Here is a 16,391-nt window from a genome sequence, read left to right on the forward strand (position 1 = left end):
ATTATTCATGCGCGATCGACAATGCCAGTTGGTAAATTTGGCGGCGGGGCAATGCCGTTTGATGCGCTAACTGGCGACTCGCTTCTGAACGTGATAAGCCCTGGGCAAGCAGCGCTTTTAATTCCGCTATGATCGCGGCATCGGAAAGCACTACCGGAGCCAGTTCTGCCCCAGCGACGACGATCGTATATTCTCCCTGCGGTTCCCGTTCCTGATAATGGGCGATCGCTTCAGCAATGCTGCCCCGCCATAGCTCCTCGTGTAACTTGGTCAACTCTCGTGCTAAAACCACCTGTCGTGTTTCCCCTAACATCACCAAATCTTGCAACGTTGCCCGTAAGCGATGCGGCGCTTCGTAGAAAATCAACGTGCGACGTTCCGGCTTCAGGGTGTCTAAATGCGTTCGCCGAGCCGCTGCTTTGGCAGGCAGAAACCCCTCAAAGACAAAGCGATCGCTGGGCAGTCCGGAAGCTGTCAAGGCGGCGATCGCGGCGCTACAACCCGGAATGGGCACAACGGCTAACCCTGCGGCGACACAAGCACTAACAAGCTCATACCCTGGATCGGAAATTCCTGGCATTCCAGCATCGCTGACTAGCGCGATCGCTTTGCCCTGCTGTAGGCGATCGACCAGTTCCCCGGTGCGACTATGGCGATTGTGATCGTGATAGCTGATTTGTGGTGTTGTCACCTGGAAGTGTTGCAGCAGCTTTCCCGTGTGGCGAGTATCTTCCGCCGCGATCAAATCAACATTCTGTAAGATCCGCACTGCCCGGAAGGTCATATCTTCCAGATTGCCGATCGGGGTAGCAACGAGGTATAACGTTCCCGGTTTAGGGTCAGAAGGCATGGCAACACAGGGATTATTTGTAGGACTGGTGACACTGGATTTAATTTACCGGACGGCTCAACTCCCGGAGCGCAATCAAAAATTGGTGGCATCCGATTACTTAGTAGCCGCCGGGGGGCCCGCCACGAACGCGGCTGTCGCCTTCAGCCATTTAGGCACTCCAGCTACGGTGATGGGAGTCGTCGGTTCACATCCGATCACTCACTTGATTCTCACCGATTTACAGCAGTGTGGGGTGACTATTCACGATCTGGCTCCGACCCAATCTGATCCACCGCCGGTATCATCGATTCTTGTTACTGAGGCGACCGGAGAACGAGCCGTCATTTCTATTAATGCAGTGAAAACTCAAGCGGCGATCGCTGCCATCCCTAATCAGGTTCTAGACCATACAGGGGTGATTCTGATTGATGGGCATCAAATCGAAGTTGGACGAGCGATCGCCCAACGAGGAAAGACTCTGGGAATTCCGATCGTCCTGGATGGCGGCAGTTGGAAACCGGGACTGGACAGGATTTTGCCGTGGGTAGATTATGCGATTTGCTCCGCCAATTTTCAGCCACCAGGCTGCCACTCAGAAACCGATGTATTCTGCTACTTAGCCAACCTGGGTATTCCCTATATTGCCATTACCCACGGAGAACAGCCGATTCAGTATCGCGATCGCCGTGAATCTGGCACGATCGCCGTACCCAGTATTCCAGCCGTCGATACACTGGGAGCCGGAGACATTTTTCATGGCGCTTTCTGTCATTACCTGTTACAAACTAATTTTGTTGAGGCATTGACCCTGGCGGCGGAAGTGGCAGCGCATTCCTGTCAATTTTTTGGCACCAGGGCATGGCGGGGCAGGTAGTAGGTGGGAAGATGGGGAGATGAGGGAGATGGGAAAGATGGGGGAGATAGGGCGGATGACGGAGCCGGAGTTGCGGGAATTATTGGCGATCGCGCGATCGGTGGCTTGGGGAGCGGCAGATATTCTGCGATCGATGGCGGCAGCAACCGTGAACCCTCACAATACGGAAACCGATCCGGTGACAGCCGCCGATACCGCCGCCGATGAGTATATTCTGACGGCGTTACAGGGGCGGTTGGGCACAGAGCAGTTTGCTTACCTGACGGAAGAGAGTTATAAGCAACAGGATTCCAGCGATCGCCTGCAATGTCCGTGGGTATGGGTAATCGATCCCCTGGATGGCACAAAGGATTACATTCAGGGCACTGGGGAATACGCGGTGCATATTGCGCTTGTCCATCAGCATCGTCCTATAGTCGCTGTGGTTGCCTGTCCCGGTGTGGATACAATTTATGCGGCGGCTCTGGGTCAGGGTACCCAAATTGAGCATCGAGACGGTAGCACGACTCCGGCTCATGTCTCTGAGATCGATCGAGTAGAAGACCTGGTGCTCGTGACGAGTCGCAGTCACCGTAACGATCGGTTTAACCAGTTAATGCAACGCTTTCCTAGCCAGAAGCAACGGTTTTTAGGAAGTTTGGGGGGGAAACTGGCGGCGATCGCCGATCGGCGGGCGGATGCCTACGTGGCGCTATCCGGGAAGTCGGCTCCAAAGGACTGGGATTTGGCGGCACCGGATTTGATTTTGAGTGAAGCGGGTGGGTTGCTGACTCATTTTGATGGCACTCCCCTGCGATACAACCAGACCGATGTGGTGCAGTGGGGGGGATTAATTGCCAGTAATGGTCACTGTCATGCCGAACTCTGTGCAGCGGCAACCCAAATTCTGGCAGAAATTGATGCTGCCTCACGATAGAGGTTGGCAACCCACCCTAACCCCGGTTTGAGAGTTAGGGAGAATTGCCAGAGTTAACTACAGCCGAATGGCACTGACTTAAGGACACGCTTAACTTTGATCGCCCCCTAAATCCCCCAATTCTGGGGGACTTTGAGGCTCGGCTCCCCCAGAATTGGGGGTTGGGGGGCAGTTCGGATTGTTATTTCAGTGACATTCAACTACAGCCCATTCAGCTTGACAGTGGTGGCTTTGGTTTGGGCATATTCTTCAATCTCAACGGTGACTGGGGCAGTATGCCAGATTGTGTCACAGTAGTCCCGAATCGACCGATCGCTGGAGAATTTCCCCATGCGAGCCGCATTCAGGATTGATAACCGCGTCCAGCGCTCGCGATCGCGATACACCTGGCTCACCTGTTCCTGACACTCAATGTAGGACTGGTAATCGGCTAGCAAAAAGAACGGGTCACTATAGAGCAGGTTATCCACGATCGGTTTGAACAGTTGCCGATCGCCGTGGGAGAAGAAGCCCGTGGAAAGGCGATCGAGCACTAACCGCAGTTCCGCATTGGACTGGTAATACTCACCCGGATCATAGCCTGCCGCTCGCATGGCATAGACTTCACCTGCCGTGAGTCCGAACAAAAAGAAGTTGTCGGCACCGACTTCTTCTCGGATTTCCAGATTGGCTCCGTCGAGCGTCCCGATCGTCAGGGCACCGTTCATCGAGAACTTCATATTGCCAGTACCAGAGGCTTCTTTTCCGGCGGTAGAAATTTGTTCTGAGAGGTCGGCGGCAGGATAGATCCGTTGGGCAAATTTGACGTTGTAATCCTTCAGAAACACGACTTTTAAGCGATCGCGCACATCCGGATCATTGTTGACCACATCTGCCACCGAGTTAATCAGTTTAATGATCAACTTCGCCATGAAATAACCCGGTGCTGCCTTACCGCCAAACAGGAACGTGCGGGGGGTAATGTCGATGTTGGGATTCGCTTTAATCCGGTTATACAGCGTGATGATATGCAGAACATTCAAGTGCTGCCGCTTGTACTCATGAATCCGTTTGGCTTGAATGTCAAACAGCGAGTCGGGGTTGACCTCAATGTTGTAGTGCTGTTTGATATGGGTCGCCAGATCTTGCTTAATCGCATGTTTGATCTGCCACCATTCCTGACGAAACTCGGGATCATCCACAAAGGCTTCGAGTTTGTGCAAATGATCGAGATCTTTGATCCAACTGTCGCCAATCTTGCGAGTAATTAGCTTGTCTAATCGAGGATTGCTGAGCACCATGAACCGCCGAGGGGTTACGCCATTGGTGACATTAGTGAATTTCTCGGGATAGAGTTCATAGAAGTCATGCAGCACATCTTTTTTCAGCAATTCACTATGCAGCGCGGCAACCCCGTTGATGGAATTGCTGCCAACCGATGCCAAAAATGCCATCCGGACATAGCGTTCCCCGGTTTCATCAATGATTGACATGCGGCGAATGCGATCGAAGTCATCTGGAAACTTGATCCGCACTTCATCCAGAAAGTGATGATTAATTTCGTAGATAATCTCCAGATGGCGCGGTAATACTCTACCTAATAAGCCGATCGGCCAGCGTTCCAGTGCCTCAGGCAGGAGAGTGTGGTTGGTGTACTGGAAGGTTTGTTTGGTGATATTCCAGGCAACATCCCAGGTCATGCCATGGTCATCCAGCAAGAGCCGCATTAATTCCGCCACGGCGATCGCGGGATGGGTATCGTTGAGTTGTACCGTAAATTTCTCGGCAAACTGTTCGAGCGGGATGTTTTGACGCTCCATGATCCGGATCATGTCTTGCAACGAACAGGAAACAAAGAAGAACTGTTGCTCTAACCGCAGTTCTTTGCCCTGGGAAAGATCATCATTGGGATACAGAACTTTAGTAATGTTCTCGGAGGCACTCTTTTCCTGGACGGCTCCCAGGTAATCACCTTTGTTAAATGCTTCAAAGTCAAAGGATTCGATCGCTTCGGCTTTCCAGAGTCGCAGCGTATTCGCCGTATTCACCTTATAACCCAGTACCGGCGTGTCGTAGGGAATCCCCAACACCTCTTTGTAGGGCACCCAGCGCTTGCGGGAATGACCATGTTCATCGACAAAGGTTTCGATATGCCCACCAAATTTCACCTCAACTGCCCACTCCGGACGAGCAATTTCCCAGGGATTCCCGTACCGCAGCCATTTATCAGTGATTTCGATCTGCCAACCGTCGCGAATATCCTGGTCAAAAATGCCGTATTCGTACCGGATGCCGTAGCCCATCGCCGGAATTTCTAGAGTAGCTAAGGAATCCAGATAACAGGCGGCTAAGCGTCCCAGACCACCATTACCCAAACCCGGTTCTTCTTCCTGTTCCAGCAATTCATCCAGGTTTAAGCCCAGTTCTTCGATCGCCTGCTTCACCAGATCATAAATGCCCAAATTGATCAGGTTATTGCCCAGATGCGGCCCCATGAGAAACTCGGCAGATAGGTAAGACACCGTCCGGGAGGCATGTTCCGTATAGGTCTGGGCGGTATTAATCCAGCGCTGGAGTAAGCGATCGCGCACCGTGTAGGACAGTGCCATGTAGTAGTCGTTCAGGGTGGCGATGCGGGGAAATTTGCCCTGGATGTAAAACAGGTTATCGAGAAAAGCCCGTTTTAACGTCTCAATATCTAACCCGGTGCGATCGTCCTCAACCCGGACTGTCGGGCATCCTAGTGGGATATCGGGTGCAGTCTGCATAACATTGGTTCCTTAAATCATGACCTGGAGGGTGTGATCCAACTTAGGACAAAGGGATTGTTGCTTCAGCCAAATGGGACACGAACAGAGAAGTGGTTCATCAGTAAAGGTAATCCCGTAGCTAACAGATTAATGAGGTTTATTGCTAAACCCAAAGAGTTACCGAAGTGATTTAAACATCTGCCAGTCCATCTGAAAGCTATTACTCAACATGCCCCATCATTAGCAAAATCTTGTATCGATGGATTGTACAATCCCATTACTTCTATAGGCTGAATGACCGACTGAGAGCGCTCAATCATGGCATTGAGCCAAGAGTTTTGCTTGAATAAATTCTTGTTGCTAAAAATGAACTAAATTTTATTTTTATCAAGAAACTTGTAGTGATTTGATTGGTAGGGGCAAGGTATGCGATCGATCATCTGCATCATTTCGGCGTAGATTGATCTCCAAATACTTCGCCCCTACGGGTTCATTCCCCATTAGAACTAATTCGTAAGCCTAAGGATCGCAGATTTAATAAGCTGTAATTCCTTGCGTAGGGGCGTGGCATTTGGTAAAAAGCCCTTGCCATTGTCCCAGAAATCTCTGCCGAATGCCGCGCCCGTACAGGTAAAAGGTTGCAGTTGCTCAGGTTATTTAGTTTGTGAGCCTAAGCCACCAGATCGACATCGGACTCCGCATCTTCTCTAGCCGCTTCCATCCGGGCAGCATTCTCCTGCTCCAGTTTCAGCAGTTCTAATTGATGCTCCAACTGTGCCCGAACTTCATAGCGATAGTTAAAGAAGTGTTCGCCAATTCCCAACATTGCCAAATATTCGGCTAGTAGACGAGGTTTGAAGAGGGCGATCGCGGCGAATTGCCACCAGAAGCGGAACCGCACCGATCGCACAACGCCTTGCCGCCAGAGTAAATGCCGGAACAGTTGCCATTCGGATGCCGTAATGGGGCGATCGGTGTTGCCGCGCCAACCATTCATCATCATGAAATGGCGGAAAGTACGCTTGAGGAAGGGTTCCGGCTCATAAATTTCCCAAAAGGCTTCAATGTATTCGCGGGTAATTTCCTCCACTGGGCGGGTAGGAATAAAGTTCATAATTGCGCCCTGATGGAAAGTGGCTAGTCCATCCCGTAAGCGACCTTCATTCTTCAAGCGCGTCCACATTGCGGTATTTTGTAACGCTTGCAGCAGGCTAAATTGTCCCTGGGGAATGCCCGTATCTTGAATGAATTCTTTAATTCGTTGACCTGCCCCCGGTTTTTCGTGATCAAAGCCCATGATAAAACCGGACATAATTTGCAATCCGGCGCGGGTAATTTTATGGCAGGAATCAATCAGAGATTGCCGCGTATTTTGGAGCTTGTTAATGCCAACTAAGCTATCCACATCAGGAGTTTCAATCCCCATAAAGACTAGAATGAATCCAGCTTTGACCATCAGTTCAATCAACTCATCATCCTCTGCCAAATTCAGCGAAGCTTCGGTAATCAGCTTGAACGGATATTTGTGCTGTTCCATCCAGGGAATTAATGCTTGCAACAATAGTTTGGCATTGCGCTTGTTGCCAATGAAATTATCATCCACGACAAAAACGTAGCGTTGCCACCCCATGTTGTAAAGCGCTTCAAACTCTTGCAACATTTGTTCTGGCGTTTTGGTGCGGGGTTTCCGACCATAAAGATTAATAATGTCGCAGAATTCACATTGGAACGGACAGCCGCGAGAAAATTGCAAGGTAATGGCTAAATAGGCATCTAAATCCAACAAATCGAAGCGGGGAATCGGCGTTTGGGTGACATCGGGTTTTTCTGCCGATCGATAAATACCTTGTTCTTCGCCATTTGCCAGTGCTTCAACAAACATGGGAATGGTACATTCGCCTTCATCCAAAATTAGATAATGGGCACCTGCTTCTAACGCCACTTCTGGGTAAGACGTGGGATAGGGACCACCCACAGCGACTTTTTTACCGAGTGATAACGCTTGATGGATTAGCTCCCGAAAATCTTTTTTCTGAATGATCATGGCGGAAATGATCACCAGATCACACCATTGCCAATCATCATCGGTTTCAAAGCGAACATTACGATCGACAAAGCGGATTTCCCAATCGGTTGGCAAGAGAGCGGCGACTGTAATCAACCCAAGGGGCGGATTGGTCGATCGCAGTCCGGCTAAATCTAGCGTCTCTTGATACGACCAGAAAGAATTGGGCATAACGGGCCAAAGCAGTAAGGCTTTCATAAGTAACTCCCGTGGCGAGTGATGATTCAAACCAACTATCGGTTGATCGATCAACGGGCGATCGTGCCGCACTCAGCCACAAGTTCAAAAGCCAAGTTCATCCACTTGCCGTCAAACCGATCAAAGGGGATATACGAACAATGAACGATGCCTGCATTCCAAATGAAATCTGCTGACCTATTGGATAGACAACACCAGTAGGTTTGGTTCCTCTATGCGTTAAAAAACCATTGTGGTGAGTATACAACACTGTGTTAGCTAAACCGTAATTCACAGGGATGAGATCACGTCTAGAACTGAGGAATTCATCTGTTCTATTAAGTGTCAGAAACGACCATTCCTGCCCCTTCTCGACTCTGCAAGATATGCTGAACTAATGCTAAAAATAAACCCACATTCGGGATATTGGCGATACTGACATTCAGCCATTCCAGCGATCGTCCGGTATTACCCATAAAGGAAAACATCCCGTTTTGCAAGGTCACAGCCTTTAAATCTGTCCAGGCTAAAATTCCGCTGGTTGTAGTTAAACCCGTGCGGCTGATAGAGAATAATCCAAAGTGAATCGATCGTCCCCAGCGATAGGCATTGAGGACTTGTGGCAACTGGCGATGGACAAATTCCTGCTGTAGATAATCTCCAATTTGCTGAAGATTGGCAAACATTTGTCCCAGAATTAAGCGATCGCCGTCCGCCGTTTCAATCACGTAGCGTTCTTCAGATGTAGGATTTTCTTCATGTTGTTCTGACGGTACTTGCCCCTGCCAGATCACCGTAATTTCGTCATAGGGAATTATGCGACGTTTACCGAAACTGCAATAAATTAAGCCATGTTGAAACAGGTATAAATTAATGCCTAGAGCAGCGATCGCCATCACACTGAAATAGCAAGCGGCAATCAGAAAAAATAGGGATAACGCCAGTGCATATATACCACCGTTCAGTGTCCAACCGTTCCCTAACGGCATACCGACACTACAAAACAGCATCAGAATGCCACCTAAAATTAAGCTGACGATCGTACCGATTACATACAGACCAGATTGGGCTGGATGGCGATCGATCAATGCCCCAAATCGATTGGCTTGAGCCACTTGCTGAATATCCATAAACCCTCTGAGTGCAACGAGACAATAGGCAGGAATGTCTAGCTATCAAAGGGCAAAAGCAAGTTTATGCCGTTTTCTGGTAAAACAGTGGTTATCCATTAAATTTTGACTTGTGCAACCCCTATTTCCCAAACCAATTCATTCGACTGAGGAACTCCAAGCCATTCAACAAGTAATCGATCGGCTGATCGATCGTCCTCAGCTATCAGCGGATGAACAGGATTATTTGAATGTTTTAGGAACATTAGTCTATGAATATGAGCATAAGCAGGTGAAGATTCCTGATATTCATGGTGTAGAACTGCTAAAGGCGTTATTAGTTGAATTTGAGTTACGGCAAAAAGATCTCGTTCCTATCTTTAAAACCGAATCGATCGTCTCTGAAGTTCTGAACGGTCGTCGAAATTTAACGGTTGAGCATATTCAAGAACTTGCTAATTTCTTTCACATTTCCCCTAATGCTTTCTTTCCCATAACACAGTGAAATTAATGGGTACAGCGATCGCTGACCACTGCACCCAATTTGCCATCTAGTCGTCTTTAGATTCAGCCGCACGCCCGAAGGTGGTGGTGAGGGTTTTCAGGCGATCGCGGATGTGATCGGTCAAATCCCAACCGTGGTAGCGCCATTCCCAGTTGCCTTCCGCCTTGCCGGGAAAATTCATCCGGGCACCAGAGTCGGAGCCAAATAAATCCTGCATCGGAATAATCGCAATATTGGCAACGGAACTGAGGGCGATGCGGATTAAATCCCAGTGAATACCATCGGGGCTGACATGACCTAAATAGCGGAGAATCGCGTCCCGTTCCCAGTCTTCGCGGGAATAAAACCAGCCTACAGTTGTGTCATTGTCATGGGTGCCAGTGTAGACTACGCAGCGACGGGGAAAGTTATAGGGTAAAAACGGATTGCCGGGATCAGAGCCAAAGGCGAATTGCAGAATTTTCATCCCCGGAAACTCGAAGTAATCCCGTAAGGCTTCAACTTCGGGAGTAATCACGCCCAAATCTTCTGCCAGAATCGGTAATTTACCCAGTTTTTCCCGCAATACCTCAAAAAACTCTTTGCCAGGGGCTTCCACCCATTCCCCGTTCATCGCCGTTTCTTCACCCTGCTCCACTGCCCAGTAGGACTCGAATCCCCGGAAGTGGTCAATACGAATAATATCCACATAATCCAGCATGGCTTCAAACCGTTGAATCCACCAGGCAAAATCGGTTTTCTCTAAATACTCCCAGTTGTAAACCGGATTGCCCCACAGTTGCCCCGTTTCACTGAAATAATCCGGTGGCACTCCCGCCATCAGCGACGGCAAAAAGGTTTCCTCATCCAAACAAAACGTCTCCGGGTTTGCCCAGACATCGGCACTGTCATGTGCCACATAAATCGGAATATCGCCAATGATGTCAATGCCCCGCTGATTGGCATAGGCTTTCAGTTCTGACCATTGCTGGAAAAAGGCAAATTGCAGAAACTTATGAAACACAATTTCCGTGTTTAGTCGTCTACCCCATTTGTCTAAGGCTTCGGCATCACGGGTGACTAATTCTGGTTCCCACTGGAACCAACTCGCCCCATCATGCGCCTGTTTCAATGCCATAAACATGGCGTAGTCGTCTAACCAATAGCCCTTGCTTTCACAAAATCCAGCAAATTTGGTTTTCTGAATCGGAGAAGAATGAGCTTTAAAGTTTTCGCAGGCTTTTTGCAGCAACGGCATCTTGGCTTCGGCTACCCGATCGTACTCCACCCGTTCTCCCGAAAACTGCGGCAGACTGTTCAAATCATCGTCGCTCAGCCAGCCTTCATCCCGCAGTAACTCCAGGCTAATCAGTAACGGATTACCCGCGATCGCCGAGTACGACATATAAGGCGAATTACCAAACCCAGTCGGCCCTAGCGGTAACACTTGCCAATACTGTTGCCCACTGGCAGCCAGAAAATCAATAAATTGCACCGCTTCTAAACCGAGTTCACCAATGCCAAACCGACCGGGCAGCGAAGTCGGGTGTAACAGAATACCGCTAGCTCTGGGAGTGGGCATAAACAACCTTGAAGAGAGAAAACAAATGCCTTGACTGTATCATGTTGCTTTCTGATTCCAGAGCATCCTCAAGGGAGAAGTGGTCATGGGTCATTAGTCAGAAATGAGATTGTTTAACAAGAAACTGTGTTGAAATCGCCCCAACTCGATACAGTTGGATGTGACTTATTCCTGTGGTATTTGACTGTGACAACCTATCGCAACCCTACCCCAACCGTTGACATCATTATTGAGTTGATCGATTGCCCGCATCGCCCGATCGTCCTGATTGAACGCCTGAATCCACCTTACGGTTGGGCACTACCCGGTGGGTTTGTGGATTATGGCGAATCTGTAGAAACAGCGGCGCAACGGGAAGCTCAAGAAGAAACGGGGCTACAGGTGGAGTTGATCGAACAGTTTTATGTCTACTCCGATCCCAACCGTGACCCGCGCCAACATACGCTCAGTGTCGTGTTTCTGGCAACTGCAACTGGCGAACCGAATGCCGGAGATGATGCTAAACATTTAGGGGTGTTTGAACCCTGGCAAATTCCGGCAAATTTGTGTTTTGACCACGATCGCATCCTGCGTGATTACTGGCGCTATCGGCATTACGGTATGCGACCTCGACTTGCAGACTCCGCTACATTAAAAGTCTCTTCGCGACCTCAAGCTTCTACATTCTGCCCCCCTAGCCCCCCAATTCTGGGGGGAACAAACGCTCAAAGTCCCCCAGAATTGGGGGATTAAAGCCCGATGGGCATCCCAGAAAAGGGGGCTAAATGGGCTGTAACTAAGTGAGAAAACTTTGTTAACATAACTTCATAGAAGCAATAGATGTCGATCGCTCTTAGAGGTGATCCCGACATCCCAGTAGTCTTTAGCTCAGGAAAGATTGTGTTACAGCCCACTCAGCGAACCAAGCTTGATGCGTCTGATGATACGCAGTTCTACGACATGCCTCGGTTCGTCACCCATGTGGATGACGGCTTTATTCAGCAACTCACGGATTTATATCGGGAACGCTTGCAACCCAACACCCGCATTCTCGATTTAATGAGTAGCTGGGTGTCCCATTTACCAGATGAGGTCAGCTTTGCCCATGTGGAGGGACATGGGTTAAATCAAGAGGAATTAGCTCGCAATCCCCGCTTAAATCACTCCTTTGTTCAAGATCTAAACCGTGAGCCGAAGTTGCCGTTAGCCGATCAATCCTTTGATGCGGTGTTAAATACCGTTTCGGTGCAATATTTGCAGTACCCAGAAGCGATCTTTCACGAAATCCATCGGGTGTTGAAGCCGGGAGGCATCGCGATCGTCAGTTTCTCGAATCGCATGTTCTATCAGAAAGCAATTCAGATCTGGCGGGATGGCTCGGAAGCCAGCCGCGTGGAACTGGTGCAGCACTATTTTCGCGCAGTTCCCGGCTTTAGTGAACTGGAAGTAATTGCCCGTCCGGCTCAAATTCCTGGCTGGTTGCAAATGATGGGATTAGCCGGAGGTGATCCGTTTTATGCGGTGATCGCCTCTCGCCAGTAAGCGGTCTATTGTGGCTCGGTGCGCTCCACGACGATCGTCAAATCGGCGGCTAACGGTAAAGTGCAGCGGCGCTAGATAACCTTCGATCTCACAGATATCTTTCATCCATTCGCTGCCACTTAGTGTTAGGCTTCTCATCGCAATAGTCGAATAAAACCTTCTTGTTCAAAATGTCGATCAGTAGACAATGCATCAACAATCCCTCGTTGACTCATCAAGACAAAACTGACTGCATCGCACAGTGAATAAGTTTTATCCTGTCTTTCTAGCAATAAATCAATTGCCGATCGATGTAAAGCCTCATCAACCCAAACTGTTTCTATGTCTGGGTTGTTTAATAAATCGACAATAAAAGCAAGGACAGGTAAGCGAGGAAAGCGTCTTGCGTTAGCTAATGCAACATACTCCGCAACAATATAGCTATGAGTTATACGTGTCGTGGCTTTCTGATAAGCTGCGAGAGCTTGGGTGTGAAACGGTTCAGTTTTGTAGTGCAAGCTCAATAGACCAGAAGTATCGAGGATCATTAACCATCCTCATGTCGCTCGGCGTACTCTAGTGCTAAATCTGTATCAATACTCTCGTTATCAACATCTACGAAACAATCAGGTTCAAGAGTTCCAAAATGACGCTCGAAATTTGACCGAGCGATTTTTTTCTCTGCTTCCCCTGTTAACAATCCCACAGCTTGAAAAAATTTCTGCTCTAGCAATTCTGTAGCGAGACGCTCCGGCGAAATACCCATATTTTCCGCTTGTTGTCGGATAGCAGTAAACACTGGATCACTGAGTTCTAGAGTCAGGGTTTGGCTCATAAGACTATTACGGTATAGCTAGACTACAAGTATAGCCTCATACATCTATGTAGTACGAGATAGAACCTTTAGCCAGGAAGCTGGCAGAAGTTGACACACTATAATGTACTACATCTCTGATTAGCTACTTATCCAGCCTCTACCTATGTCTCAGTCGCAACCGCCGCGTTTACTCGTTACATCAGGTAACAGAGGTTTGTCGATCGACAACACATAAACCAAAAACATAGATTTTTGAAAATAAGCGTAACGATTGCCTCAATATTAGGAGCTTTTCTCAAATAGCTTTTTAAACTGCGAATACAGCCATTTTCAACGACAGGAAATAGGGTTTAGTCAGAATCAGCAATTAGGTTCTGAGCGATCGCGTAGCGTAGTTGAAGCTCGGCTGCCATCAACGCTAGAGAGGTGAAAATTATGAAACCGATGATTTGGCACCCGGAAGAGAAAGATGCCAGAGTAAATCAGTATTTAGAGCAGATTAACCATGCTCCCTATCCCACCATTATGGCAATGGCGTTAGGATTGTTCTGCCTGTTTTCAATTGTGATTTTGATGGCAAGTTTTTAAGTATTCCGTTGGAACTTGGTATTTAACTAAAAAGGTCAGCGTTGTTAGCCTGAACAGACTAGAACGCTGACCTTTTTTTGACTTTTGGAAGTTACTCTTCGCTGATGCTATTTTCTTCCAACACAGCCGCCTCTTCGCCTGCCGTTGGCACTAATGCCACTGCCGCGATCGCATCATCTTCATCCAAGCGTTGCACCCGGACTCCAGTCGCCGGACGAGACTGAGAGGCGATCGCATCTGCCGACTGGCGAATGATAATGCCGCGATTAGTAATCATCATTAACTCTGCCCCTTCATGGACAATTCGTAGTGCCGCGAGGCGATCATTGGGTTTGCGGAATTTCGTTGCCACAATCCCCATCCCCGCCCGATTTTGTAAGCGGAATTGCGAGACGGGAACCCGCTTGCCATAGCCTCCCGTGGTGACAACCAGAATCCAGGGTCCTAAGGAGGTGCTAGTCGAGATTTCATCCGCCACGGTGGCTTCGTCTTCCGTCACCTCAGCCTCTAACTCGGTAGCTAAATCTGCCACAATTTGACCGGGCAGAATATCCATGCCCACCAGACTATCGCCCTTACGCAGAGACATGGCACGCACCCCACGGGTGGCTCGTCCTAGCGGTCGGAGTTGCTCATGGTTCGCCCGGAAGTGAATCGATTTACCTTGACTGGAACCAATAATGATACTGTCCTCGGGGCGTGCCCGTCGTACCCAGCGCAGTTGATCGCCCTCCTCCAGGGAGATGGCAATCAAGCCATTCGTGCGAATATTGCTGAAGGCTGCCAGTGCCGTCTTTTTGATGTATCCCTTGTAGGTCAACATCACCAGATACTCATCCTGAGTAAACTCGGTCACAGGAATGATCGAAGTGATCTTTTCGTCGTGGGGAATCGGCAGTAGTTGAACGATCGGGGTGCCCCGGGCAGTGCGGGAACTGGTGGGAATCTGGTATGCCTTCAGACAGTAGACCACCCCGCGATTACTGAAGAACAGCACACTATCATGGTCGCAACAGGTGAGGAAATGTTCAACCGCATCATCGTCCTTCATCCGCGCACCGGCTTTGCCTTTCGTTGCCCGACTCTGGGCTTCAAAGGTATTCACCGGCATCCGTTTAATGTAGCCCTGCTCGGTTAGCAGGATCAGCGCCCGTTCATTGGCAATCAGATCCACATCCCCCAGTTCATCTTCGGACTGTTCAATCACCGTCCGGCGAGGCGTGGCATGAGCGGATTTCAGATTTGTCGCTTCTTCCTCAATGATGCTGAGAATCCGTTCCCGTCGCGCCAAAATATCTTGCAAATCGGCAATCTGCGTCTGTAAATCCTGGTGTTCTTGATGGATCTTTTCAGCTTCTAAGGCAGTTAAGCGGCGTAATTGCATTTGCAGAATCGCATCTGCCTGCACATCCGATAAGCCGTAGGTTGCGATCAACTCTTGCCGAGCCGTGGGCGCATCCGCCGCATGACGGATCAAGTGAATAATGGCATCCAGGTTCGCCAGGGCAATTAGCAACCCTTGCAACAGGTGATCTCGCTCCTCCGCTTTCCGCAATTGATACCGGGTACGGCGGGTAATCGACTCCACGCGGAAGTCTAAAAAGACGTTGAGGAATTGCTTCAGCGTCAATAGTTGGGGTTCGCTGTTCACCAATGCCAGCATGTTTGCCCCAAAGTTGGCTTGTAGGGGCGTTTGCTTATACAGGTTGTTCAGCACCACGCGGGGATAGGCATCGCGCTTCAGTTCAATCACGATTCGCATCCCATCGCGATCGCTCTCATCCCGAATATCTGAGATGCCTTCCAGGCGTTTTTCATTCACCATTTCGGCGATTTTTTCAATCAACGCCGCCTTATTGGTTTGGTACGGCAACTCCGTCACAACGATCGCATCCCGATCGGGGCGACCCCGGTGCTCGATCGTTTCGATCGTTGCCACACCGCGCATGATGATCGATCCGCGTCCGGTGGTGTAGGCTTCCCGAATGCCAGTGCTGCCTAAGATTTGCGCTCCGGTAGGGAAGTCGGGGCCGGGAATTAGTTTCATCAATTCCAGATCGGTGATCTCGGGATTGTGGATTAGTGCCACCAAGCCATCGATCAATTCCCCTAAGTTATGGGGCGGAATATTGGTCGCCATCCCCACTGCAATCCCTGACGAGCCATTCAGCAATAACTGGGGCACCCGCGCCGGGAGGACGATCGGCTCCTGTTGGGAACCATCAAAGTTATCAATGAAATCGACCGTTTCCGATTCAATATCTCGCAGCATGGAATCGGTGGTGAGGGGGCGCAGGCGACATTCTGTATATCGCATCGCCGCTGGTGGATCATTATCCACTGACCCAAAGTTGCCATGCCCATCAATCAACGGCGATCGCATTGAGAAGTCCTGCGCCATCCGCACCAGGGCATCGTAAACGGCGGTGTCTCCGTGGGGATGATATTTACCCAACACTTCCCCCACCACCCGGGCGCATTTCCGAAACGGGCGATCGGGAGTTAAGCCCAATTCATGCATGGCATACAGGATCCGGCGGTGAACTGGCTTCAGCCCATCTCTAGCATCTGGCAGTGCCCGACCTACAATGACGCTCATGGCGTATTCCAGGTATGACCGCTGCATCTCGTTCCGCAAATCCGTAGGAATGATCCGATCCTGGGGCGGCTCCTGGGAAAATGTCATATAGGGAAAAACTCCGAAAACACGAGTATACG

The 16,391-nt window shown here is 49.5% G+C and carries 14 protein-coding genes; 6 read left to right on the forward strand and 8 right to left on the reverse strand.

From position 1 onward, the window contains the following. Nucleotide 1 precedes the first annotated feature (1 nt). A complete protein-coding gene (gene rsmI, locus ACN4EK_RS16165) occupies nucleotides 2-850 on the reverse strand; it encodes a 16S rRNA (cytidine(1402)-2'-O)-methyltransferase (RefSeq protein ID WP_431659051.1) in 849 nt (282 codons plus the stop codon). Here rsmI and ACN4EK_RS16170 point away from each other — a divergent pair. Further along, on the forward strand, nucleotides 849-1,706 hold the full coding sequence (locus ACN4EK_RS16170) for a sugar kinase (protein ID WP_431659052.1): 858 nt from the start codon (nucleotides 849-851) through the stop codon (nucleotides 1,704-1,706). The genes rsmI and ACN4EK_RS16170 overlap by 2 nt on opposite strands. Nucleotides 1,707-1,734: 28 nt before the next feature. Further along, entirely contained in the window at nucleotides 1,735-2,622 is an 888-nt protein-coding gene (locus ACN4EK_RS16175; RefSeq protein ID WP_431659053.1) for a 3'(2'),5'-bisphosphate nucleotidase CysQ family protein, read from the forward strand. A 200-nt stretch (nucleotides 2,623-2,822) separates the two neighbouring features. Here the strand turns inward: ACN4EK_RS16175 and ACN4EK_RS16180 are convergent, their stop codons facing one another. The 3 genes from ACN4EK_RS16180 to ACN4EK_RS16190 form a co-directional block, all read right to left on the reverse strand. Further along, nucleotides 2,823-5,369 carry a glycogen/starch/alpha-glucan phosphorylase gene (locus ACN4EK_RS16180; protein ID WP_431659054.1) on the reverse strand — a complete coding sequence of 849 codons (2,547 nt, stop codon included), beginning with the start codon at nucleotides 5,367-5,369 and terminating at the stop codon, nucleotides 2,823-2,825. Nucleotides 5,370-6,021: 652 nt separating this feature from the next. Next, on the reverse strand, nucleotides 6,022-7,614 hold the full coding sequence (locus tag ACN4EK_RS16185) for a B12-binding domain-containing radical SAM protein (RefSeq protein ID WP_431659055.1): 1,593 nt from the start codon (nucleotides 7,612-7,614) through the stop codon (nucleotides 6,022-6,024). Nucleotides 7,615-7,931: 317 nt separating this feature from the next. Next, entirely contained in the window at nucleotides 7,932-8,723 is a 792-nt protein-coding gene (locus ACN4EK_RS16190) for a DUF6585 family protein (RefSeq protein WP_431659056.1), read from the reverse strand. 112 nt (nucleotides 8,724-8,835) lie between these two features. Between ACN4EK_RS16190 and ACN4EK_RS16195 the strand changes: the two genes are divergently transcribed. Next, a complete protein-coding gene (locus ACN4EK_RS16195) occupies nucleotides 8,836-9,207 on the forward strand; it encodes a helix-turn-helix domain-containing protein (RefSeq protein ID WP_431659058.1) in 372 nt (123 codons plus the stop codon). Nucleotides 9,208-9,253: 46 nt separating this feature from the next. Here ACN4EK_RS16195 and malQ read toward each other — a convergent pair whose 3' ends face one another. Further along, complete coding sequence (gene malQ, locus ACN4EK_RS16200) at nucleotides 9,254-10,768, reverse strand: 4-alpha-glucanotransferase (RefSeq protein WP_431659059.1); 1,515 nt, start codon at nucleotides 10,766-10,768, stop codon at nucleotides 9,254-9,256. Nucleotides 10,769-10,894: 126 nt separating this feature from the next. Here malQ and ACN4EK_RS16205 point away from each other — a divergent pair, with 126 nt between their 5' ends. Together ACN4EK_RS16205 and ACN4EK_RS16210 are read left to right on the forward strand one after the other, a co-directional pair. After that, nucleotides 10,895-11,500, forward strand: coding sequence for an NUDIX domain-containing protein (locus tag ACN4EK_RS16205; protein ID WP_431659060.1), 606 nt, complete (start codon nucleotides 10,895-10,897; stop codon nucleotides 11,498-11,500). Nucleotides 11,501-11,587: 87 nt separating this feature from the next. Next, a complete protein-coding gene (locus ACN4EK_RS16210) occupies nucleotides 11,588-12,289 on the forward strand; it encodes a class I SAM-dependent methyltransferase (protein WP_431659061.1) in 702 nt (233 codons plus the stop codon). 134 nt (nucleotides 12,290-12,423) lie between these two features. On the opposite strand, the gene ACN4EK_RS16215 is transcribed toward ACN4EK_RS16210, so the two are convergent. Beyond that, nucleotides 12,424-12,816 carry a type II toxin-antitoxin system VapC family toxin gene (locus ACN4EK_RS16215; RefSeq protein WP_431659062.1) on the reverse strand — a complete coding sequence of 131 codons (393 nt, stop codon included), beginning with the start codon at nucleotides 12,814-12,816 and terminating at the stop codon, nucleotides 12,424-12,426. Further along, entirely contained in the window at nucleotides 12,816-13,103 is a 288-nt protein-coding gene (locus ACN4EK_RS16220; protein WP_431659063.1) for a hypothetical protein, read from the reverse strand. Before ACN4EK_RS16220 ends, ACN4EK_RS16215 begins: the two co-directional genes overlap by 1 nt. A gap of 417 nt (nucleotides 13,104-13,520) precedes the next feature. Between ACN4EK_RS16220 and ACN4EK_RS16225 the strand changes: the two genes are divergently transcribed. After that, complete coding sequence (locus tag ACN4EK_RS16225; protein WP_431659064.1) at nucleotides 13,521-13,673, forward strand: hypothetical protein; 153 nt, start codon at nucleotides 13,521-13,523, stop codon at nucleotides 13,671-13,673. A 91-nt stretch (nucleotides 13,674-13,764) separates the two neighbouring features. Here ACN4EK_RS16225 and gyrA read toward each other — a convergent pair whose 3' ends face one another. Continuing rightward, a complete protein-coding gene (gene gyrA / locus ACN4EK_RS16230; protein WP_431659065.1) occupies nucleotides 13,765-16,359 on the reverse strand; it encodes a DNA gyrase subunit A in 2,595 nt (864 codons plus the stop codon). Nucleotides 16,360-16,391: the final 32 nt, after the last annotated feature.

It is taken from the genome of Pantanalinema rosaneae CENA516 (genome assembly GCF_050753385.1).
Classification (GTDB): Bacteria; Cyanobacteriota; Cyanobacteriia; order Leptolyngbyales; family Leptolyngbyaceae; genus Pantanalinema; species Pantanalinema rosaneae.

Coding starts and splice junctions, on each gene's coding strand:
- malQ (WP_431659059.1), bottom strand. CDS start 10,768: ATGCCCACTCCCAGAGCTAGCGGTATTCTGTTACACCCGACTTCGCTG.
- gyrA (WP_431659065.1), bottom strand. CDS start 16,359: ATGACATTTTCCCAGGAGCCGCCCCAGGATCGGATCATTCCTACGGAT.
- ACN4EK_RS16215 (WP_431659062.1), bottom strand. CDS start 12,816: ATGATCCTCGATACTTCTGGTCTATTGAGCTTGCACTACAAAACTGAA.
- ACN4EK_RS16180 (WP_431659054.1), bottom strand. CDS start 5,369: ATGCAGACTGCACCCGATATCCCACTAGGATGCCCGACAGTCCGGGTT.
- rsmI (WP_431659051.1), bottom strand. CDS start 850: ATGCCTTCTGACCCTAAACCGGGAACGTTATACCTCGTTGCTACCCCG.
- ACN4EK_RS16190 (WP_431659056.1), bottom strand. CDS start 8,723: ATGGATATTCAGCAAGTGGCTCAAGCCAATCGATTTGGGGCATTGATC.
- ACN4EK_RS16175 (WP_431659053.1), top strand. CDS start 1,735: ATGGGAAAGATGGGGGAGATAGGGCGGATGACGGAGCCGGAGTTGCGG.
- ACN4EK_RS16210 (WP_431659061.1), top strand. CDS start 11,588: ATGTCGATCGCTCTTAGAGGTGATCCCGACATCCCAGTAGTCTTTAGC.
- ACN4EK_RS16170 (WP_431659052.1), top strand. CDS start 849: ATGGCAACACAGGGATTATTTGTAGGACTGGTGACACTGGATTTAATT.
- ACN4EK_RS16185 (WP_431659055.1), bottom strand. CDS start 7,614: ATGAAAGCCTTACTGCTTTGGCCCGTTATGCCCAATTCTTTCTGGTCG.
- ACN4EK_RS16225 (WP_431659064.1), top strand. CDS start 13,521: ATGAAACCGATGATTTGGCACCCGGAAGAGAAAGATGCCAGAGTAAAT.
- ACN4EK_RS16220 (WP_431659063.1), bottom strand. CDS start 13,103: ATGAGCCAAACCCTGACTCTAGAACTCAGTGATCCAGTGTTTACTGCT.